Origin of the sequence: Sutterella massiliensis, assembly GCF_016899755.1 — a bacterium.
GTDB lineage: Bacteria > Pseudomonadota > Gammaproteobacteria > Burkholderiales > Burkholderiaceae_F > Sutterella > Sutterella massiliensis.
In genome coordinates this window covers 164771-186441 of sequence record NZ_JACJJC010000004.1, presented here as the reverse complement: position 1 = coordinate 186441, position 21671 = coordinate 164771, and the positions used below count along the sequence as shown (strand labels likewise).

General features: G+C 61.0%; 17 protein-coding genes and 1 tRNA gene. 10 read left to right on the top strand and 8 right to left on the bottom strand.

Going from position 1 to position 21671, the window contains the following annotated elements:
• Positions 1-155: 155 nt before the first annotated feature.
• Positions 156-2639 carry an MMPL family transporter gene (locus H6A60_RS04245; RefSeq protein WP_205102163.1) on the top strand — a complete coding sequence of 828 codons (2484 nt, stop codon included), beginning with the start codon at positions 156-158 and terminating at the stop codon, positions 2637-2639.
• A gap of 24 nt (positions 2640-2663) precedes the next feature.
• Here H6A60_RS04245 and H6A60_RS04240 read toward each other — a convergent pair whose 3' ends face one another.
• A complete protein-coding gene (locus tag H6A60_RS04240) occupies positions 2664-2879 on the bottom strand; it encodes a hypothetical protein (protein WP_205102162.1) in 216 nt (71 codons plus the stop codon).
• Between the two features lie 24 nt (positions 2880-2903).
• The gene (locus H6A60_RS04235) at positions 2904-3071 is read right to left on the bottom strand and encodes a hypothetical protein (RefSeq protein ID WP_205102161.1); all 168 of its coding nucleotides are present in this window, start codon (positions 3069-3071) and stop codon (positions 2904-2906) included.
• Positions 3072-3131: 60 nt separating this feature from the next.
• Here H6A60_RS04235 and H6A60_RS04230 point away from each other — a divergent pair, with 60 nt between their 5' ends.
• The 3 genes from H6A60_RS04230 to H6A60_RS04220 all read left to right on the top strand — a co-directional run bounded on the left by H6A60_RS04230 (position 3132) and on the right by H6A60_RS04220 (position 6473).
• Positions 3132-3935, top strand: coding sequence for a Crp/Fnr family transcriptional regulator (locus H6A60_RS04230; RefSeq protein WP_205102160.1), 804 nt, complete (start codon positions 3132-3134; stop codon positions 3933-3935).
• A 177-nt stretch (positions 3936-4112) separates the two neighbouring features.
• Positions 4113-5504, top strand: a complete 1392-nt coding sequence (locus tag H6A60_RS04225) for a sodium:solute symporter family protein (RefSeq protein WP_205102159.1) — start codon at positions 4113-4115, stop codon at positions 5502-5504.
• A 66-nt stretch (positions 5505-5570) separates the two neighbouring features.
• On the top strand, positions 5571-6473 hold the full coding sequence (locus H6A60_RS04220) for a patatin-like phospholipase family protein (protein WP_205102158.1): 903 nt from the start codon (positions 5571-5573) through the stop codon (positions 6471-6473).
• A gap of 129 nt (positions 6474-6602) precedes the next feature.
• Here H6A60_RS04220 and H6A60_RS04215 read toward each other — a convergent pair whose 3' ends face one another.
• On the bottom strand, positions 6603-8003 hold the full coding sequence (locus H6A60_RS04215) for an FAD-dependent oxidoreductase (RefSeq protein ID WP_338054835.1): 1401 nt from the start codon (positions 8001-8003) through the stop codon (positions 6603-6605).
• A gap of 46 nt (positions 8004-8049) precedes the next feature.
• On the opposite strand from H6A60_RS04215, the gene H6A60_RS04210 reads away from it, so the two are divergent.
• Entirely contained in the window at positions 8050-8202 is a 153-nt protein-coding gene (locus tag H6A60_RS04210) for a hypothetical protein (protein ID WP_205102179.1), read from the top strand.
• A 304-nt stretch (positions 8203-8506) separates the two neighbouring features.
• Here H6A60_RS04210 and H6A60_RS04205 read toward each other — a convergent pair whose 3' ends face one another.
• Entirely contained in the window at positions 8507-9094 is a 588-nt protein-coding gene (locus H6A60_RS04205; protein ID WP_205102157.1) for a phosphoribosyltransferase family protein, read from the bottom strand.
• Positions 9095-9341: 247 nt separating this feature from the next.
• Here H6A60_RS04205 and metC point away from each other — a divergent pair, with 247 nt between their 5' ends.
• The gene (gene metC, locus H6A60_RS04200) at positions 9342-10643 is read left to right on the top strand and encodes a cystathionine beta-lyase (protein ID WP_239477571.1); all 1302 of its coding nucleotides are present in this window, start codon (positions 9342-9344) and stop codon (positions 10641-10643) included.
• A gap of 122 nt (positions 10644-10765) precedes the next feature.
• On the opposite strand, the gene H6A60_RS04195 is transcribed toward metC, so the two are convergent.
• Positions 10766-10842, bottom strand: a tRNA-Ile gene (locus H6A60_RS04195).
• A gap of 137 nt (positions 10843-10979) precedes the next feature.
• Complete coding sequence (locus H6A60_RS04190; RefSeq protein WP_205102156.1) at positions 10980-12533, bottom strand: SLC13 family permease; 1554 nt, start codon at positions 12531-12533, stop codon at positions 10980-10982.
• Between the two features lie 505 nt (positions 12534-13038).
• Between H6A60_RS04190 and H6A60_RS04185 the strand changes: the two genes are divergently transcribed.
• Complete coding sequence (locus tag H6A60_RS04185; protein WP_205102155.1) at positions 13039-13671, top strand: trimeric intracellular cation channel family protein; 633 nt, start codon at positions 13039-13041, stop codon at positions 13669-13671.
• A 116-nt stretch (positions 13672-13787) separates the two neighbouring features.
• On the opposite strand, the gene H6A60_RS04180 is transcribed toward H6A60_RS04185, so the two are convergent.
• The gene (locus tag H6A60_RS04180; protein WP_205102154.1) at positions 13788-14243 is read right to left on the bottom strand and encodes a hypothetical protein; all 456 of its coding nucleotides are present in this window, start codon (positions 14241-14243) and stop codon (positions 13788-13790) included.
• Positions 14244-14749: 506 nt separating this feature from the next.
• Between H6A60_RS04180 and H6A60_RS04175 the strand changes: the two genes are divergently transcribed.
• Both H6A60_RS04175 and H6A60_RS04170 read left to right on the top strand, forming a co-directional pair.
• Entirely contained in the window at positions 14750-16864 is a 2115-nt protein-coding gene (locus tag H6A60_RS04175) for an acetate--CoA ligase family protein (RefSeq protein ID WP_205102153.1), read from the top strand.
• Between the two features lie 150 nt (positions 16865-17014).
• A complete protein-coding gene (locus H6A60_RS04170; RefSeq protein WP_205102152.1) occupies positions 17015-17641 on the top strand; it encodes a hypothetical protein in 627 nt (208 codons plus the stop codon).
• 113 nt (positions 17642-17754) lie between these two features.
• On the opposite strand, the gene H6A60_RS04165 is transcribed toward H6A60_RS04170, so the two are convergent.
• On the bottom strand, positions 17755-18969 hold the full coding sequence (locus tag H6A60_RS04165) for an amino acid aminotransferase (protein WP_338054834.1): 1215 nt from the start codon (positions 18967-18969) through the stop codon (positions 17755-17757).
• 438 nt (positions 18970-19407) lie between these two features.
• On the opposite strand from H6A60_RS04165, the gene H6A60_RS04160 reads away from it, so the two are divergent.
• Positions 19408-21579, top strand: coding sequence for a TonB-dependent siderophore receptor (locus H6A60_RS04160; protein ID WP_205102151.1), 2172 nt, complete (start codon positions 19408-19410; stop codon positions 21577-21579).
• The last annotated feature ends 92 nt before the right edge of the window (positions 21580-21671 follow it).

Below are 21671 nucleotides of genomic sequence, written 5' to 3'. Positions count from 1 at the left end.
CCGCTCGGTAAACATGTAGTCAAAGGCTCGGCCAAGCAAGTGCGGCTCCGTCCATCACGCCGTCGCCTGATATATTGAGTTTCTTTCACAACGAACGTTTTGCCGCCGTTGGCCGCACGCCTTCTCGAGCAGGTTCTCTCGGAAACGCCTTCAGCATGTCTTTTTTCTCGCGCATCGCAGATTGTCTTGACGCCCGCCGCGGACGCGCCGCAGCGCTTCTTTTGGCGGCGGTACTCGTTTGCCTTTTTGCCGCGAGCGTTCCGCAGTTCCTGAAGACCCCCTTCCAAACGGACCTCCTCGCGCTTTTGCCCGGCCGACTGGACGAATCGATTCCCGCGCCGCTTGAGAAGGCGTTCCTCGAAAAACTCCGTTCGGCCGAAAGCGACCGCGCAACGATTCTTCTTTCCTTTTCGCGCAAGACACCGGAGGATCAGACAAAGGGGCAACCGGCTTCAAACCTTTCGAAAGAAGAAACCGGCGCGGTGCTCTCCGCGGTCGATGCATTTGCCGAAGCGCTCCAACGTGACGGGCTTTTTAAAGAAGTGCCCGTCCAAGGGTTTGCCGTGAACGGACAAAAGGGAGCCGCTTCGCTTGCACCCGCCGCAGCCGCAGGAAACCTCGTTCGCGCGGAAGACGAAGCGATGCTCGAAGCGGCCGCTCTCGATCCGAAGCTCGCGGAGCGCCGCATGCTCGCATGCCTGATGCGCGCCGATTCACCGAAGCTCCTCGGCTTTTCGGCCGACCCCTTCTGTCTTTTCGACCGCTGGTTCTTTGGGCAAACGGCGGCACTTCCTTTCGAGCAGACAAACGTTGGCGACAAAACGTACATCCGCGTGCGTTCGAACGGCGAGACTGAAAAATCGGCTGCCGAGCGCGCAAGCTACCTGCTTCTCATGCAGCCCGCTGCGGGCGTCGCCGCCTCGGGCGAAGGTTTTCTCACCGACCGCATCCGAGAAGCGGAAGCTTTCGCCCGCCAAACGCTTGAAAAGAATCCGGACGCAGCCGGTCTCACGATGACCGTCACGACCGCGGGCGTGCCGCTCTTTACCGACGCCATTGCCGCGCAGGCTTCCGGGGAACTCGCGCTGATCGGGACGCTTGCTTCGCTCGGCGTCGCCGTCCTCGCGCTTCTCGCTTTCGGGCGGATCACGACCGTGCTCCTCATGGTGACCTCCGTCGCGATCGGGTTCGGCGCGGCCGCCTCCGTGTCGCTTTTGGGCTTCGGGGAACTCGCGCTCGTCACTTTCGTCTTCGGCACGACTTTGATCGGCGTTGCCGTCGATTATTCGACGCACTGGTTTGCTTTGAAGCGGCCGGACGAAGATGCTTATGCACGCCGCAGACGGCTTTTGTCCTCGCTTCTCATGGCAGGGGGCTCCTCGGCCGCCGCCTACGGGGTACTTGCGCTCACGCCGCTCCCGGGCTTGAGGCAAATGGCGGCGCTTGCGGCGGGCGGCGTGCTCGCAACGCTCGCCGTCGTGCTCGTCTTCGGGCCTTTCGTGGAACGGCTGGCGCCAAAGCGCGAAACGCGGCTCATGCGCCGTCTAGAAACGAAGCTCGCGCATTTGCCGCGCCTCAACGCGAAAGCGCTGAAGCGGCCCGCCGTTCTCCTTCCGCTCGCCTTTTTCTTTGGCGCACTGGTTTTCGGACTTTCGCGCCTCACGTTTGCACCGGGCATCCGAGATTTGTCGGCTGCACCCGCAGAACTCGTTGCCGCACAGGCGACGCTCCAAAAACGCCTCGAGCTGCCCTCGCCCGCACAGGCATTCTTTGTCTCGGGGAAAAATCTCGATGAAGCGCTCGCACGTGAAGCGGCGCTTCTCAAGGACCTGAAAGCGCAAGGCGACGCCAAGGCAAACGCGCCGCATCTCGCGGCCCTCGAGACGTCGGGACTCTCGCAATGGCTGCCGACCTCGGAAGAGCAGACCCGTATGCGGGCGCTCGTCAACGCCGCCATTGAAGCGGGCGCGCCCGCACTGCAAAGCCGCCTCGGCGCCCGTCCTCAGGGACCCGGCACCGAAGCCGTGACTTACGAAGCCCTTCTCGAGACGCCGCTTGCGCCGCTCGTGCAGCACTTCGTGCTGAAGAATGACGCGCAGGGCGCAGCCCTCATGACCATGCTCTCGGGCGTCACCCCCGAAATGCTTCCTGAGCTCGAAAGCGCCGCTCGAAAGCACGAAGGCGTACGGTTTCTCGACATCACGGCACGCATGAGCGAGACGCTTTCCATCTACCGAACGCGTGTCTTCGAACTGCTTGCCGCGGGCTTCTTTGTTCTCTGGGGCGTCATGACGCTGCGCTTCGGCCGCGGCGGCTGGCGCGCAGTGCTCCCAGCGGGCCTCGGCGTCCTCGCGGCGCTCGCGGCGTCGGGCATCGCGGGTATCCCGGCGACGCTTTTCACGGCACTCGCCTGCGTGCTTCTTCTCGGGCTCGGCGTCGACTACGGAATCTTTTTGTCAGGGAACCCCGAAGACGGCCGCACGTCGGCCGCGGTCTTCTTCTGCGGCCTCACGACCATGCTCTCATTCGGGCTTCTTGCCTTTTCGGCTACGCCCGCGCTCGCGAGCTTCGGCTTCACGATTCTCGCGGGCCTCGTCGTGATCTGGGTAGCAACGCCGCTCCTGCGGCCGAAAGGCTGAGCACGCAGCTTCGCAAAGCTGCCGTCAGTCGGCTGGCTTTTGCGCCGTCGACACGTCGCCGGCAGCCGATGGGTCAACCAACGTCGCTTCGCCCGATGCGTTTGCCTTATCCGCCTCCACGCATTCGCGCATAAAAGCACGCAGCCGATCAGCCGCATTCATACCCGCCTTTTGCGACGATTCGGCAAAAGCGCGCACAAGTGCCGCATCGACACGAATGGAATAAACGATTTCGCTCATCTGAATCTCCGAAACAAAGAGTGGTCATCTGCGGATGCAGCGGGCAGCCCGATTGGTCGGCACCGTGCAATCGCGCCCGAAGGACTCCGCATCATAGCCGAGCGCACGCACTTCAAGGACGCGCTCACCCGAAACCGGCGCCCGCGCTTTGTGCAAACGCCAATTGCGGCAAACGACGCGAGGCCGCATCATGTTTACAATCCTGCTTCGCAAGCCGCACGACCTGTGCGTCTCTCTCGACCGATTTCGCCCATGCGCCGCATCTTTCGATCGCTCCCCTATTTCTTGCCGCCCGATCCCGAGCCCGTCGCCGCCCTCTTTTCGAACGGGCGCAAGCGCCGCATTCCGAAGGGCGGCACGCTCAAGGCGGGCGGGATGGAGCCGCGGGTTTTTCTCCTGACATCTGGACAATGCGCTTATTACGCGGGCGAAGGCTTCGGGCGGCGGCCCACCATTCTCTCGACGATTCTCCCGGGGCGCATCATGGGCGACATGACGGCCGCGGTCGGCACGCGCTGCAACGTGCATACCGTAGCGCTCGAACCCAGCGAGGTGATTGAACTAAATCCCGCGTACTTTCAGCGCACGATCGCCAACGACCCGTCGCTCGCGACGCTGCAGCTCAAAAACATCACCGCCAAAGAAGAGTCCCTCATCGAAGGCATGGTCGCGAATTTCATGCGGCCGCCCGAAGAACGCCTTTTGATTTACATGAAGGCGCTTCTCCTCATGACGGCAGGGCGCCCATCGAACGGGACCTTCCCGACCGAGATCGACTGGACACGCGTCGAAATCTTTGTGCCGGCGCTCGACTCGAATACCTCAGCTGCACAAGCACAAGTTCGACTTGCGGCCTTGAAGGGTCTCCCGAGCGCGGAGCGCCTGGGCGAAGCGCTCAACCTCAACCGCGTGAGTGTCGCGCGCATCATCGCCGGGTGGCTGCGCTTGGGACGCGCCGTTAGGCGCAACCGAAAGCTCTTCGTCGATCCGACGCTCTTTGACGGCATAGACGATTGGATGAACGCCGCGACGCCTCTCTCGGCGACAGCCGAATAGCCGACGCCCGTCAGCGTGAGGCCACGTCGTCCGTTCGGCCCACGGTTTTCGGTTCAGCGCGTCTTCACGCTCTTCTAGAATCAAAACCTCTCGCAAACCGAGCGGCACGCAGCTGCTCGCTCGAAGTCCTGCGAGTACTCGTCCCATTCCTTTCTGCCACTCGGAGGCCGTCCGCGCATGACCGCTTTTCTCCTTTGCGCCTACATCGCACTCCTGATTGCCCTGAGCGTACGCAACACCCGCGCCGCGTCCGCCAAAAGCCTCATCACGGGCGAAGGAACCGCGGGGCCGCTCCTTTGCGCGCTCTCGCTCACGAGCACCATCATCGGCGGATCGGCCACGCTCGGCATGGGCGCGCTCGCCCAGAAAACGGGCACGGCCGCTTTTTGGTGGCTCGGCGTGGGCGCAATCGGTCTCGTCCTGCACGGACTCGTCATTGCGCCCTTGATCCGGCGGCTTCCGGCCTGCACCCTCCCCGAAGTGCTGCGGGTTTTGGTCGGCCGACGGGCCGAACGGTTTGCGGGCTTCATCATCGCGATGGCCTGGATCGGCGTCACGGCCGCGCAGTTTGCCGCACTGAAAACGCTTTTGGGCGACATGCTCCCCGGAACGACGGGCACGGTCTTTTTCATCGTGCTCTCGGGCGCAATCGTGCTCCACACGGCTGCGGGCGGCCAAAAGGGGGTGCTTCGCACCGATGCCGTCCAAGCGATGCTTTTGGCGGGCGGCTTCACGGCCGCAGCCTGCTGGGTGCTTTCCGCCTCAGGGACGGACCCCGTTTTGGGCGAACGGCTTGCCGCGATCGACCCCGTCCCCTTTAACGAGCGCTTCGGCTTTGCCGACTGGGTGAAGCTCATGGCGCTCGTCGGCCTCACGTACGTGATCGGCCCGGACATGTTCTCGCGAACATTCGCCTCGAAGAACGGTGCCGCCGCGCGCAAGGGCGCGTTCTTTGCGGCCGTGGGCCTCGTTTTCTTCGGCGCCGCGATCACGCTTCTGGCGATGACGAACCTCTCAGCCGGGAACCCCATTGCCGGCTGGCTCTCGCCCGAGTCGACCATGCCCGCCGCGATCCGAACGGCGCTCGCCTTCGGGCTCGTCGCGGCGCTTGCGGGCTCGGCCGATACGGTGCTCCTCTCGGCCTGCGCCATTATCGAACGCGACCTCCTTGGTGCCGACCGCTCAGGGCGCATGCGACTCCTTGTTGCGCTCTTTGGCTTGGGCGCCGTCATCGTCGCGGCCACTTCGGGCGACATCATCGCGTGGCTCCTCTATGCCTACGCGCTTTTCGTCCCGGGCGTGGCGCTCCCGCTTCTCGTGGTGCTCCTCGCACTCGCCCTTCGCGGCGGCGCCGATGCGCTTGACCTCGACAACAACCTCGCAGCCGCGCGGACGTTCGCCAACGAACGCCTCTGGCTCGCAGGCGCCGCTGCGGGCGGCCTCTGCGGCCTCGTCGGGAACTTCATGGGCTCGGGCTGGACCTTTGCGGGGCTCGCCGCGTCTCTCGTTTTCGCCATGCTTTCGGTGGCAACGGCGTTCAAAACACCGAGCGCAGCCCGCGTTCGATAAAATCGACGGTTCGTTTGCCTGACACTTTCAGTGCAGCAGCGCTTCCCAAGTCTTTGAGGTTTATACATGTCCGCAACCGTTGCCGATTCCGCATCTTCCGTCGCCGCCGAATCCGCCTCGCAGCCATCGGCACGCCTCGGCCTCGTCGTTGAAGGAGGCGGCTATCGGGCGCTTTATGCGGCAGGGGTCCTTGACGTGCTGCTTGACCTGAAGCTCTCCGTCTCGGGCGTGATCGGCGTCTCCGCCGGCGCTATTCACGGCATTTCCTACGCGTCGGGCCAGAAGGAAAGAAGTCTCCGAATCTACACGCGCTTTTGCGGCGACCCGCGATTCTTCAGCTTCAAGACCTTTCTGCGCACGGGGACGATGGTCGACAACGACTTCTGCTACCGCAAGCTCCCGAGAGAACTTGAGCCTTTCGACGAAGAGGCGTTCGAGCGCTCCGGCATCGACTTCTATGCCGTTTCGAGCAACCTCGAAACGGGCGAAGCCGAATATCTGCGCATGACGAATGCCTTTCGGGATATGGATGCGCTCATCGCCTCGGCGTCGCTGCCCTATGTTTCGAAGCCCGTCGAATACCAAGGGAAGAAGCTTTTGGACGGCGGCTGCACGGACCGCGTGCCCCTCGCTGCCTTCGAGCGCATGGGTTTCGCACGCAACATCGTCGTCATGACGCACCCGCGCGAGCACCGCGTTAAAGACCGCGATGCCGCCTTGGCCCCGCTCTTTTACCGACGCTACCCGAAATTTGTCGAAGCGTTTCGCGCGAGCGGTGAACGCTACGAAGCGACGCAGCGCCTCATCGACGAACGGAAAGCCGAAGGCCGCGTCTTCGCCATTCGCCCTGCCGAACCCATTCCCGTCGGGCGCTTGACGCGCGACCCCAAGGACGTCCGCAAGGCCTATGAACTCGGCCGGCGCGACGCGCTGCAGTCGGCCGAAGCGCTCTGCCGCTGGGCGGCGTAACGCGACGCAGCAGTCTGAGCGCGGCACCGCGCGCGAAGGCGACTCCCAAAGACTAATCGGGCGCAGAACCGAAATCCTGCGCCCGATCGTCGTTGCGGTTTGGCGCCGCTTTGGGCGCCAAGCTTCAACTTACTTCAGCGTCTTCATGTATTCGACCGCGGAGTCGACCGCAATGCGGCCCGAATTCACGGCAAACCCGACCGTGGAACCGGCCATCAGGAGGTCGTAGCTGTCGCCGTACATGCCGCCGACGTCATTGCCCGCCGCATAAAGACCCGGAATCGGTTCTTCGTCGGGCGTGACGACTTCAAAGCGTTCGTTCGCTTTGATGCCGCCCAGGGTACCGAGCGTGCTCGCCACCGACTTGATCGCGTAGAAGGGACCGGTCTTCACTTCGCGCAGGTACTTCGGATCCTTGGCGAATTCGGCGTCGTGACGTACCGCGCAGAAGCCGTTGTAGTCGGCGACGGTCTTTTCGAGCTTCTTCGGATCCATGCCGGTGACCTTCGCGAGCTCTTCGAGCGTGTCGGCCTTAAAGGCCCAGCCGCCCTTAACGGCGTCGGCCCATTCCTTTTCGAAGTTCGCAAGCTTCGTGCCGACCGGCACCATCACGCCGACACCCAGGTCGATGCCTTCGTTCTTTTCCATGTGGTCGAGCGTCGCCTGATCGTAGACAACGTACATCGTGCCGCCGATGCGCTCAAGCGCGTTCCCGGCAAACGGCCACTCAAGCATGATCTGCTCGTTGCAGAAGCGCTCGCCCTTGGGCGTCAACCAGAGGTGCGGCTGCTTCGCCGTTGCGCTCACGTGATTCGTCGTACCGATGCCGCGCGGACCCGGACGATAGGACGCCTGCACTTCTGTGCCTTCCTGGCCCGCACCCACGGCCCAGGCCATGCGGATGCCGTCGCCCGTTTTACCCGTCTGCGCGAGGCCGTCGGCGTTCGGGAAGCGCAGATACTTTTCGCGCATTTCCTTGTTGGCGAAGAAGCCGCCCGTGGCGATGATCGTCGCCTTCGAACGAATCGTGATCTTGTCGCCCGCCTTGTTGGTCGCTTCGACGCCTACGATGCGGCCGTTTTCTTCAATGAGCTTCTCACCCCAGGTTTCGGTGAGGAGCTTCTGTCCGGCGGCCTTGTACTTTTCCTGGAAGAGCTTGATCCAGCCCGCGCCGCGCCCTTCGTAGATGTGCCAGGTATAAAGACCGTTCGGGTAGTTCGAGAAGAGCTTTTCGAACTTCACGCCGTTCTTCTGCATCCAGTCGATCGTGTCGGCAGAGCGGTCAACGAACGCACGCACCATGCGGGCGTTGCCGCGCCAGTGACCGTAGTTCATGATCATCATGAACGCCTGGTCCTTCGTGAGGCCGTAATTCCAGTCCTTCTGCATCTTGGATTCGACCGCGAAGATGCCTTCGCTGAAGGCGCCCGTGCCGCCTGGAAAGGCTGCCTTTTCAAGCGTGATGACGTTGAGGCCCTTCTCGGCCGCTGCCCACGCGGCGGCCGTGCCCGAGGCGCCCGCGCCGATCACGACGATGTCGGTCGAAAGCGTCTAGTCCGCACCGAAAGCGGGCGTCATGACGGCGGCGGCAGCCGCTGCGGCAACGGTCATTACGAAGCACTTCTTCATGGTTTCTCTCCTTCTGACGGTGCTTGAAATCCTGGGGCTCCTTCGAGCGCAAGTCGATCGACACGCTGCCCGGGTCCTGCAGAGACTTCGAAGCTTCTGATCTCGGCGAATCTCGCGAATCGCACGTTTTTTTGGGGCGCGCTTTAAGGGCCAAACCCCGGCGAAAACCGGCCGAGCGTCCGGGCTCGCCGCACCCTTGAAACACGTTGAATCGAAGGTTAATTGGAGCGGTTCGTTGCCGTCTGTAGCTTCGGCTACATTTGCGGGAAACCGCTCAAAGCCGTCCAGAGATCTCGAAAACGAACGGTCTGAGAAAAGAAAAAGGACGCAACCCAAAAAGAATCGAGCCGCTTCAGGCGGTACCCAAAGCGGCTCAACATTCGTCGGATTCGGCCTAAGAGCGCTTACTTCGCTTCATCGAGGCTCGAAATCGGCGTAAACGTGCCGTCGGCATTCGGACGGAACACATAGTGTTCCTTCAGGTAGATGATGTCCTTGCGGTGCACGGCGCCGAGCTCGGCCAAAATCGCCGCACGGGCAACGACTTCGGCGCCCGCAGCCTTGGCGAGGTTTTCAATGGCGGCGAGCGATTCGCCGGTTGCGATCACGTCGTCGATCAAGGCCACGCGCTTGCCGCGGATCTTTTCGGCATCGCACCCGTCGAGCCAAAGGGTCTGTTCCTTCTGCGTCGTCACGGAGTGCACGCTGTGGGAAACGGGATTGACCATGTAGGGCTTGCGGCTCTTGCGCGCCGTGATGAACTCCTTCATCCCCATAAGGCGGCTCATTTCATAGGTGAGGCAAATCCCCTTGGCTTCGGCCGTCATCAGATAGTCGACTTCAGGGAGGCGCTTGACGAGTTCGGGCGCGACCGCCTGAACGAGCTCCGTATCGGAGAGGCAGACAAAGCTCGCGAGCGCGAGGTTGTCGGCGATTTGGACATAGGGGAGCTTGCGCTTGAGGCCGCAGATTTCGAAATCGAAGTACTTCACTTGGGTTCTTCCTGAAAGGAGATTGAAGGGCTCGCCCACGAACTCGGGCCGCGTCTTTTTCTACGAACGACGTTCGCGCCCGCGGCCGCATAAGACCGCTCGAGCAGTGCCGAATTCGGCGAGGCCCATATGATACGAGTCCTCGGGGCGACGCGCGACCGACAAAGCCCTAGGTTCGGCAACGCAAGCCGCCTCACCGCGCGCTCTAGACGGATATAGTTGACGGACGTACAACGAAAATACAGGTTTGCTTCCCGCCATGACGATCGACATCTCGAAATTGAAGCCCGCCACGCAGCTCGTGCATGCGGGCCGGCACGACGACCCCGACTGGATTTATGTGAATCCGCCCGTCATCCGCGCTTCAACGGTGCTGCACGACTCGGTCGCCGACATGCTTTCGCGCATCGAGTCGGCCGAGGCGATGCGCCCGGACCGGCCGACCTACGGCACGCACGGCTCGGCAACGCATCACGCGTTCTTTCGCGCGCTCATGGCGCTCGAAGGCCCCAAGGCGGCGGGCGCCTGGGCGTTCTCCTCGGGACTTGGCGCCTGTACGACGCCCTTGATGGCCTTTCTGAAGGCGGGCGACCATGCGCTCTTTGCCGACTCCATCTACGGACCCACGCGCGAATTTGCCGAGTCGATTCTTCGCCGCTTCGGCGTTGACGTCGAATTTTTCGACCCGACGATCGGCGAAGGGATTGAAGCGCTCTTTCGCCCGAACACGGCGCTCGTCATGATGGAGTCGCCGGGCTCGCACTCCTTTGAACTCATGGACGTCCCGGCCGTCGCCGCCAAGTGCCGCGCCCACGGCATCAAGACCGCGATCGACAACACGTGGGCAACGCCGCTTTACTTCAAACCGCTTGAAGTCGGCGTCGACATGGTGATTCATGCGGCCACGAAGTACATCGCAGGCCACTCGGACCTCACGATGGGGGTCGTCATCTGCAATGCCGACGTCTGGCCGCAGGTCTACAAAACCGTCTCGCAGTTCGGCGAATTCGCCTCGCCCGACGACATCTATCTCGCCTATCGGGGCCTGCACACCATGAAGGTGCGCGTCGAAGCGGCGGCAAAAAATGCGCGAACGATCATCGAGTGGCTCCTTGAGCGCCCCGAAGTCGAAGCGGTGCTCTACCCGCCGCTCAAGTCCGATCCCTCGCACGAGATCTGGAAGCGCGACTACACGGGCGCGACGAGCCTCTTTGCCGTGCGCTTCAAGCCCGAATTCGAAGGGAAGCTCGATCCCTTTGTCGACGCGCTCGAACTCTTCGGGCGCGGCTACTCCTGGGGCGGCTACGAAAGCCTCCTCATCGAAAGCTACGGCGACCGCTCCGTGAAGCCCGTGCCCTTCCGCCGCATGGTGCGCGTCGCCGTCGGCCTTGAAGATCCCGCCGACCTCATTGCCGACCTCGAACGCGGCTTTGCCGCGCTTCACCGCGAGCGCGAACGCGCGTCGCAGAGCGGCCTCAAGCGCTTCCTCACGAAGGCGATCGAGTCGACGCTCGGGCGCGGCCGCGAAAAAAGCGAGAAGCAGTCGTAAACGAGTATCTTGAGGAGCCGGAGGACAGCTTCAAGCGCCAAGCAGCTCCTCGACGCCCCTCGAGAAAGCAGAAGGCCTTCGCAGTGTCCGTTTTCTGCGAAGGCCTTCTTCGTATTCTTTCTTGGTGCGCCCTGCAGGGCTTGAACCTGCGACCAAGCGATTATGAGTCGCCTGCTCTAACCAACTGAGCTAAGGGCGCGCCGAGGGAATGCATTGTACAGAAAGTACCCGAGTTTGGGTATATGGGGCCCAAAATAAAATTTTGTTGGCCGCAGATGCGGCGGGCGGCGCTTGGATGCGCCGCCCGCGTGTTTCAGATCAGAGCGCTCTTCTCGATCAACCCCCCGCCACCTTGGCCGAGAGGTCAATGAGACCGTGGCCGAGGAAGTGGCTGCAGAGCACCCCGATGATGATGGCGATGATGTTGAGGAAGAACCCGGCGCGCACCATTTCACCGATCTTGAGGCGCCCCGTACCGAAGACGATCGCGTTCGGGGGCGTACCCACCGGCATCATGAAGGCTGCCGACGCTGCGAAGACCATCGCAAAGAGCGGGGCTTCCGGATCGATGCGAAGGCTGTCAGCCGCCGCCGCGATCACCGGCATCATCGTGGCCGTGAGCGCCGTGTTCGACGTCACTTCGGAAGCGAACGTGATGAGGGTCGAAATACCGAACATCATGGCAAGTTCGTCAAAGCCGGCGAAGATATTGGCCTGCGCACCGATGAAGTCCGCAAGACCCGTCTTCTGAATGGCGTCCGCCATCGAGAGGCCGCCGCCGAAGAGAAGGAGTACGTCCCAGGCCACCACGTCCTTGGCGGAATTCCAGTCGAGAGCGTGGATGCCGCGCTTGGCGTCAACGGGAATCATGAAGAGCACGAGACCGGCCGTCATGGCGATCGCTTCGTCCGAGAAGCTCTTGAAGGGCATGATGCCGCCGATTTCGAGCGACCGGATGATCGGGCCGCCCATCCAGAAGATCGCCGCGCAGAGGAAGACGACGAGGACAATGCGTTCGCCGCGGCTCATGGGACCGAGCTTGGCGAGTTCGCTCTTCACCCATTCGCGCCCGCCCGGAATGCCCGGCAGGTTCACGCGGAAAAGAACGCGCGTGAGCATGAAGTACGTCGCCGGCAGCAGCAGGAGCGTCATCGGCAGCGCCACCTTCATCCAGCTCAGGAACGAGACGGACGCACCGTACGAATCTGCAACAAATCGTGCAAAGAGACCGTTCGGGGGCGAGCCCACGAGCGTCGCGATGCCGCCGATAGAAGCGGCGTACGCAATGGAAAGAAGAACGCAGACTTCAAAGTTGTGCGTGTCTTTTTCCAATGCGTGGCCGGACTCAGCCGCACGAACAACACCCATGACCGCGATGCCGATCGGCACCATCATGGCAGCCGTCGCCGTGTTCGACACCCACGCCGAAATGAGCGCCGTAGACGTCATTAGCCCGAGAATCATGCGGTTGGGCTTCGTGCCGAAGAGCGAAATGGTAAGGAGCGCGATGCGGCGGTCCAAGTGCCAGCGATGAACGCCGGCAGCGATCAAGAAGCCGCCCAGGAAGAGGAAGATCGTTCCCGATGCGTAGTGCCTCATCGTGTTGCCGGGCGACGCCACTTCAAGAAGCGGGAACAAAACGACCGGCAGCATGGCCGTGACAGCGATGGGCAGCGCTTCGGTGAACCACCAGAACGCCATGAGCGTCGTCACCGCAGCGCAGGCGCGGCCCGCCTGTGCAAAGGCGGTCGTTTCGCCGGAAGCGCTGACGAAGCTGTCGGGGAGCAAAAAATAGACGGCTATCGCGAGCAGAGGCCCGACGATAAAGGCCCAGACTTTCGAGGAGTTCGATACGGCATCGATCTCGAGCGTCGACTTGTGGAGGGGCATAAGGTCTCTCCTTTGAAGAATGTCAAAGAGTGTGAACTCTCTTTACGTTTCTTGAAGAGTACATGAAAAATTTGCGGCATCTGAAGCGAAATACCCGCTTTTTTGCTTCGAAAAAACGAGATACGACGAATTGCTGACCCACTTTTGGCGGAGGCGGACAGCATGCAATTCCGTCATCCGTTCAGGATTCAATTCAACGACGCCGACGGCATCTGCGGTTGTAAAACGCTCTCGGCAGCACCTCCGCTCTGGCGTTTGAGAGAAGAAAATCTTTACTCGAAAGCGTTGAACGTCGCCTCCGATCGCCGCAGGCGGCACTCTCGAACTGAGAAACGAGAATGCCGCGACTTGCGGCTTTTTTGTAAGTCAAATTCTGGTTTACGGCCAAAATTCATTTTTTTAGAATTGTTCACACGGGCCGCGGCATCCCGAAAAACACTCAATCGGATGAGCGGCATCAAAAAACTGCGTTCCTCGACGCAAATAAGAACAATAAGGAGCTCCTATGTGGACGGCCGCACTCTTTGCCGAAGTCGCCGACTCGGTCGGCATGGTCGGCTTTGCCGTGGCGGGCCTTTTCGCGGTTCGCGGACGCAGCATTGACCCAGTGGGCGTTTTCTTTGCCGTCTTTGCCACGGCATTCGGCGGCGGCATCGTGCGCGACCTCCTCCTCGACTTTCGGCCCTTTTACTGGTCGACGCACACGCATTGGATCTGGTTCTGTCTGATCCTCACGGTTTTTAAGCCCGCGATCAACCGCATACTCGCGAGAAGGTTCGAGAACTTCACCATGCAGCTTGCCGACGCTGTAGGTCTGAGCTTCTTTGCGGTTTCGAGCTGCTACCGCGCGGTTGAAGCGGGCGAAGCTCCGATCGTGGCGGTACTCATTGGCGTCGCGACGGGCGTCTTCGGCGGCATGGTCCGAGACGTCTTTACAGGCAAGGTCCCCGCCGTTGTTTCCGACACCAATCCTTACGCAAGTCTCGCCTTTGTCGGCTGCTGGGTGTTCTATTTCATGAGCTACAGCTTCGGCGTCGACCCCATGGTGAGCGGTCCGCTCTGCGTACTCGGCATCATTGCCGTTCGAATGGCGTGCTACCTCGGACTGCCCCTTCGCATCAAGTACTTTTCCGAGTAAACGGTCGTCCAACCTAACGCCAACAACAGACTCTCGGCCAATCAACAAAAGCCGCAGGCTCTTTTTGAGAATGCCTGCGGCTTTTCAGTCCGATCTCTACACCGAATCAACGAACATCAGTTGCGGCGATCATCCCGGCGATCGCGCCGATCATCGCGCCTGTCGTCCCGGCGATCGCGTCTTTCGTCACGTTTGTCGTCGCGCCGATCGTCCCGTCTGTTGTCACGGCGGTCATCACGCCTATCGTCTCGGCGATCGTTGCGCCGATCGTTGTTCCGCGGTTTGCGGCCGCGCTGCTTGCGCCAATCGCGTCCGGCCTTCTCTTCGTTGTAGCGCCAGCGAAGCTCCTTTTGCCACTCGTCGCGCGTGTAGCGCTTGCCGTCTTCACGGTCGTAGTAGTACTTCCCGTCCCAACGGCCTTCGTCCCGGTTCTTCTCGAACCACTCGCGCTCCTTTCTGTCGCGAATGCCCTGGAGGATCCCGCTGAAAATATCGCCCTCGGCAGCATACGATGCGGCGGGAAGAACAGCGAGCGCGGCAGCGGCGACCAGGAACGTTCTGCGGTTGGTCATGGTTATCCTCCTTTTCTTCGCAGATGGCGAAGAAGTTTCTCTCATTGCGGCAACCTCTCCGAGGCAACCGTCCTCAATAGGAACGGCACCTCAAGATCACCTTCATCAAGACCCATATTAGGCGCTCAAAAACGCTTAAGCGATCATCAAAACGGATCTTTTCTCAACTTTGCCTTTCTTTTCGATTCCGTTCGGACGATTTGCTTTTCTTACTTCCTTCCCTCCGACACGCGAAGCACGCCAATTCGTCCGGTTCAAGGCGTTCCTTTGTCCAGCAGAGCAGGATTGCCGCCGCAGCGAGCATCGGCACCCGGCTCCAATACGCACAAATCCTGCCGTGCGCCACCCCCAAAATGCCTTCGCCTGTGCTAGCTTTCTTCGAATCCGTCTTGAACCCGCATTGAAGCCGCTGCCGCATTGAAGTGCTCGCGAATTCTCACAGCAAGATCCCTCGAGCTTTCAATTGGCCGGCGCTCGGCCCCAACCCATTCAAAGGAGTTTTTCCGATGTCCTTTGCGAGCATCATGAAGCCCAAATCCGTCGCCGTGATCGGCGCCTCCACCCGCGCGCATACGATCGGCTCGGACCTGATGAAGCGTCTCGTCGAGTACGGCTTCAAAGGCAGCATCTACCCCGTCAACCCCAAGGGCGGCGAAATGCTCGGCCTCAAGGTGATCCCGACCGTTGACGAACTGCCCGACGGCGTGGACCTCGCCGTCGTGATCGTCAACGCCCAGCGCGTGCTCGACACGGTCGACGCCTGTGCGCGCCGCGGCATCAAGGGGCTCGTCGTGATCTCCGCGGGCTTCAAGGAAACGGGAGCGGAAGGCCGCGCGCTTGAAGAAGCGCTCCTAGAGCGCGTTCGCAGCCACGGCATGCGCATGGTGGGCCCGAACTGCCTCGGCGTCGTCAACACGCACCCCGACGTGCGTCTCGATGCGTGCTTTGCGGAAAGCCTCCCCGAGCGCGGCGACATCGGCTTCGTCTCGCAGTCGGGCGCCCTCGGCGGCGGCATTCTCAATATTCTGAAGGACCTCAACCTCGGCTTCGCGCAGTTCGTCTCGATCGGCAACCAGGCCGACATCAATGCGGAAACGGCACTCGAAAACTGGGAAAACGACGACGATGTGAAGCAGATCCTGCTTTACATGGAATCGATCGCCAATCCGGCGAACTTCCGCAAGCTCGCCGAACGCATCTCGAAGAAAAAGCCGATTCTTGCTTTGAAGGCGGGCCGCAGCGCCGCCGGCGCGAGCGCGGCGAGTTCGCACACGGGTTCGCTTGCCGGCGCCGACCGCGCCGCCGACGCGCTTTTGAAGCAGTCGGGCGTCATTCGCGAGCTCGGTCTTCGCGAACTTTTCTCGACCGCCAAGGTCTTCTCGAACTGCCCGATTCCGAAAGGCAACCGCGTCGCGATCGTAACGAACTCGGGCGGCCCCGGCATCATGGCAACCGACGCCGTCGTCTCGCACGGCATGGAAATCGCGCAGCTCACGGACGAAACGAAGGCAAAGCTCAAGAGCTTCCTCCCTGCCGCCGCTTCGGTGAAGAACCCCGTCGACATGATCGCTTCGGCGCCGATCGAGCACTACCGCCAGACGGTTGAAACGGTGCTCGCCGACCCGAGCGTCGACATGGTCATGGTGATCTACCTGCCCTTCCTCGGGCTCGCCGACACGGATGTGGCCGACGCGCTCATGGAAATCAAGGCCGCGCACCCCGAGAAGCCCATCGTCGGCGTCTTTATGACGACGAGCCGCTTTTTTGTGGAACTCGCCGACCGTCACGTTTCGGTGCCCTTCTACATGTATGCCGAAGAAGCGGTCGACGCGCTTGCGCGTCTTGACATGCAGCGCCGCTGGATCGAGCGCCCCGTGGGGCAGATTCCCGAACTCGCCGTTGACGCCGAACGCGCCCGCACGATCTTCAAGGCCGCCGCAGCCGAAGACCGCAAGGAACTCACGACGCGCGAATCGCTCGAAGTGCTCGACGCCTACGGCGTTCGCATCTGCCGCAGCGGCATGGCGAAGACCGTCGACGAAGCCGTCGAAATAGCCGAACGCATCGGCTTCCCCGTTGTCATGAAGATGACCTCAAAGACCACCTCCCACAAGACGGACGTGGGCGGCGTTCGTGTCGGAATCCGCTCGGCCGAAGCGCTTCGACGCGAATATGCCGACCTCGTTGAAAAGCTTGAAGCAAAGGGGCTTCTTGACGGTCTTGAAGGCGTCCTCATCCAGGAAATGGTCGAAGGCAAGCGCGAAATGGTCTGCGGCATCGCTTCGGATCCCCAGTACGGTCCCATGGTGATGTTCGGCCTCGGCGGTGTCTTCGTCGAAGTGCTGAAGGATGTCGTCTTCCGCCTTGCGCCTTTGACTGACGTCGACGCGGCCGAAATGGTGCGCAGCGTCAAGGCTTTCAAACTCCTTCAGGGTGCTCGCGGCACAACGCCCGCGCAGATCGACCGCGTGGAAGAGACGCTCTTGCGCATCTCTCGGCTTGTCAGCGATTTCCCGGCCGTGAAGGAACTCGACATCAATCCGCTCATGATTTCGGAAAAGTCGGGTGAACCGATCGCGGTCGACGGCCGTATCGAAATCGACGCCGCCAAGCTCTCGTAAGCCTTGGCCCGGACCTGTTCCGGATCGACGGCTCACATCAGCCGCGATCCGGCGCAGAGCCCGCACTGCCCGCCGTCAGAAGCCGTCGGCGGGCATTTTCATGAGCGCAAAGCGCGCCACTATCTGCCGACTCTCTCAAGGTTTCCCGTCATGTTTGATCCCGAACGCTTCCAGCTCTACGACGCCGAGCGCAGGCTCATGCTTGCCGTTATGCCGCTTACGCGCGAAGAGGCGCTTGCCCAGATACCGGGCGAGTTTGTCGTAGGCGATCGACTCCTCGCCAAGCGTCTCGGCGTCGAAGCCGTGCCGGAAGACGTCATGAACGCGCGGTTCAGCGAATTCGCGGCCGAGCCCGAAGAAAAAATTCTTCGCCTCTGGATGAATGCTTCGGAAAATGCCGACAGCTGCGACATTTTTGTGTCGCCCTTTGACGCGCTCCCAGATGCGGGCGGTGCACCCGACTGGAGCCTCAAAAGCTGCGGTTTTTTCTTGGGCGACATCGCCGTGTTCTCAGAATGGATCGCCACGATTTACGGCGTAGAAACACCCGAAGAGCTTCGCCGCGTCACTTCGCGTTTTCTCTCGCGCGACCTCGAGCGCATGGTGCGTGCCGTGAAGCTCTTTGATCTCGCTGAAAACAAAGAAATTGCCTGCTGGCCGATCCTGCATGACAACCCGCTTCGCGCTTTCAGCGCCGCGAGCGAAAGCTACCCCGAGATTCGTTACGACGATGACGATTTCGACATACACCTGAAGCCCGAAGCGCTCGGCAGCTGACATCGGCGTATAAAAATCCCGCTTCCTTCGGACGATGTCCTCGAAAAGCGGGATTTTTTTTCTCCGAACGGCCGGCCGTTACGACACGTTCGAAAGCACGCCTTTTGTTGAGATTAACCGCGCGCCTTCAAGACAGTAGCCATCGCCTTAGCGACGTAGCCCACGTTGCGATGATTGAGGCCTGCGACGCAGATGCGGCCGTTGCGAACGCCGTAGACGGCAAACTCTTCGCGCAGACGGTCCATCTCTTCGGGCGTGAGACCCGTGAAGGAGAACATGCCCTTCTGCTTGGTCGCAAACGACAGATCCGCGCCTTCGGCTTCACCGGCTTCGGCAAGCGCACGGCGCATTTCGCAGATGCGGTCGTGCATTTCGACAACGTCCTTGAACCAGCGCTTCTTGAGTTCGGGGTCGCCGAGCACTTCGGCAACAACGTTTGCGCCGTGAGCGGGCGGGTTCGAGTACTCGGCGCGCACGAGCGCCTTCAGAATCGAAGTCGCCACCTCGGCTTCGCGCTTGTCGCCGCAGACGACATGGAGCGCACCGACGCGTTCGCCGTAGAGCGCGAAATTCTTCGAGCAGGACGTGGCCGCCATGAAACGGATGCCGCTCTCGGCAAAGAGGCGCATCGCAAAGGCATCTTCCTCAAGGCCGTCGCCAAAGCCCTGATAAGCCATATCAAGCAGCGGCAACAGATCGCGCGCCTTCACGACTTCGAGAACCTTGCGCCACTCTTCGTGCGAAAGGTCGACGCCCGTCGGATTGTGGCAGCAGGCGTGGAAAAGAACAAGTGAACCCTCTTCGACTTCGTTGAGTGCAGCGATCATCGCTTCAAAGTCAACGCCGTCCTTTGCGGCATTGAGGTACGGATACTTGGAGACCGTGAGTCCGTCGCCCTTGAAGATCGCGATGTGGTTGCCCCAGGTCGGATCGGAGACGACGGCCTTGGCAACGCCGAGGTACTGATGCGCAAACGCGGCGCCGAGCTGCAGCGCCCCCGTGCCGCCGAGTGTTTGGATCGTCGTGATGCGGCCTTCAACGACGGCGGGCGAGGCTTCTCCGAAAACGAGGTGCTTGACGGCCTCGCAGAACTTCGGAATGCCCGACATCGGCATGTAGCCGTGAGGAAGCTTCTTTTCCGAGAGCCGCGTTTCGGCTTCCTCCACAACATCAAGAAGCGGCAGATTGCCCGCTTCGGTCAGGTAGCAGCCGACGCCGAGATTCACCTTTTCCGGACGCTCGTCGGTCTTGAAAAGTTCGTTGAGGCCGAGAATCGGGTCGTCCGGCATGGGGTCAAGGTGTTGAAAAACCTGTTCGAGTAGGGACACGATGATTTCTCCTTTTCTTGATCAATTCGGTAGTGCGGTCGGAGGCTGCTGAGCAAAGCTCTGCCGCTGCGGGCGGAAACAACGCAACGAACACTCCTGGCCGAGGGGATTGGAAAACTATAACCCGATGCGGACCGACCAAAGCTGCCTATCGTGACGGAGTACATGCACAGAGCGGCGCATTTGCAAAGGATTCTTGACGTTTTACGCGCAGAATCAGGCTTTTTAACTAGCTTTCGGACAACACGTCCGCACTCGTTCGCACCGACACAACACGCCGCGCCGCAGTTCCCGAACAAAGCGAACGCCCGCATATAAAGGGTTTTCACTTATTTCTTTTGACTGATATTCGATCATCGCCTTGCTTTTCCAAGCTTTCATACGTATTATCCGCCTACCTTAATACGAATCGTTCTCGTTTTTATTATCAAATAAATCATGACCGTCTCTCACCGACTTCGCCGCCCGACACCGATCATGCTCTCGCTGCTTTCTGCCGTCGCAGCGCTCGGCGCGGCTTCCGCTCACGCTGCGGATGCCGCACCGACTGCAACCGATGCCGGCGAAGCAGTTATTTCGCTCGACGCCGTCAACGTCACGGCGGAGGTTCTCAAAATCAACGTGCTTCCGGAAGAAACGCCGCAGTCCGTTGCAATCATTGAAAAGCAGGAGCTCGAAGAGAAAGTCCTTCGCAAGGTCGACGACGCGCTTCGCTACACGCCGGGCTTTGTCAATCCTTACGGCGCCGACTACGACACCAACTGGATGCGCATGCGCGGCTTCCAGGTAACAACGCTCGTTGACGGCCAGACGCAATACCAGGAAGGGTACTTCGACACGACGATCGAGCCCTTCGGGCTTGAGGCGATCGAAGTGATCTCGGGGCCCGCCTCGGCACTTTACGGCGATTCGCAGCCGGGCGGCGTCGTCAATCTTGTTACGAAAAAGCCCACAAAAACCCCTCAAAAGACCGTCACGCTTACGGGCGGCTCCCAGAGCTTCGTTCAAGGGGGCTTCGATATTTCAGACTTTGTCACCGAAGACGGCTCGCAGCGCTACCGTCTCGTTGCCATGGCCAACCGTGAGGATTCGTTCGTCAACGGCGTCAACGGCTGGCGCGCCTACGTCGCACCGAGCTGGACGATCGACATTTCCGAAAAAACGTCGCTTACGCTCATGGCGAGCTACCTCAAGGACAAAAAGACTCCGAGCGCAGCCTTCATGCCCGCCTGGGGAACGGTTGTCGATCGCAATGGCAGCAAAATCCCCTACGGCACGAATTACGGCGATCCGGAGCACGACGTCTACGACAAGGATCAGGCGAGCTTCGGCTGGGAGTTCCGCCATGCCTTCAACGATCGTCTCGAATACAAGCAGAGCTTTACCGTCAAGCACACGGACCTCTACTTCCGAACGACGGCCGCTTACGGGTCCCTTGACACCGCCGCCGGCCCCTCGGCGAACGGTCTTTACCGCGCCACGCTTTTGAACGACGGCACGCAGACGAGCTTCACCTTCGACAACAACCTGACGGGCACGTGGAAGACCGACGACATCGACACCGTGCTGCAGCTCGGCTTCGACTACCAGCACCATCGCAACAAGTGGGACGGCAACGGTCTCGGCGTTGCCATCGAGAATGCCGATCCCTTCAACCCGTCGCACAGCGGCATGCCTTCGGACAGCGAACTCAAGCTCTGGGGCAACGAGATCAAAAAGCGCCAGCTTGGTCTTTACACGCAGGCGCAGACCGTCTGGAACGATACGATTCTTCTTAAGGGCGGCATGCGCTACGACTTCGTCAAAATCGACGCGACGAACGAAAATCCCGATTCGATCAACGCCTCCGACAAGCTTGACGAAGGGCAGCTCTCCTGGAACGCAGGCGTCATGTATTTCGGTCCCTTCGGCATTTCTCCCTACCTCAACTACTCGGAGGCCTTCTTCACGAATGCTTCGATGGCACAGGTCGGGGGCTACCTGCCCGGAACCTACGGCTACTACATTTACGAGCCCGTAGAAACCGAACAGCTCGAGGCAGGCGTGAAATTCACGCCCGACTGGCTCGACGGCTACGTCAACATCGCGTGGTTCCGCTTGAAGCAGAAAAATGCGCTCGCGCAGTCAGTGATCGGCGGCATTCTTGCGCAGTCGCAGGTCGCGCAGAAAGAGTCGACGGGCATCGAATTCTCGGTGAATGCAGCACTCACGGACAACCTGCGTCTTAACGCCGCCTACACGTACCAAGAAGTCACAAAGCCCAAGTACCAGGACGCCTTCGGCAAGTGGCACGACGAGGCCGAACTCTCGCCCAAGCATGTCGCCTCTGCGTGGCTCTCCTACAACTTTGCCGATTTCGGGCTCCCGAATCTTACGATCGGCAACGGGATCCGCTTCCTCGGCTCGACCCGCGACACGTACTATCGACACAAGGTTGATTCCGCAACGCTTTGGGACGCCAACGCTGTCTACACGTACGACCGTCACTGGAAGTTTGTCGCCTCCGCGTCGAACATTACCGACCACCGCTACGTGGCAGGCTGCGACTGGAACACGGCCTACTACGGCGAAGGCCGTGTCGTTCGCGGCACGGTGAGCTACAGCTGGTAGCCATCTGTCGGGAACCGGGGCCGATCTTCTCCGCTTTCGGCCTTTTGATCAGGACGCTGCGGCACGTTCACAAACAGGCCGCAGCGTCACCA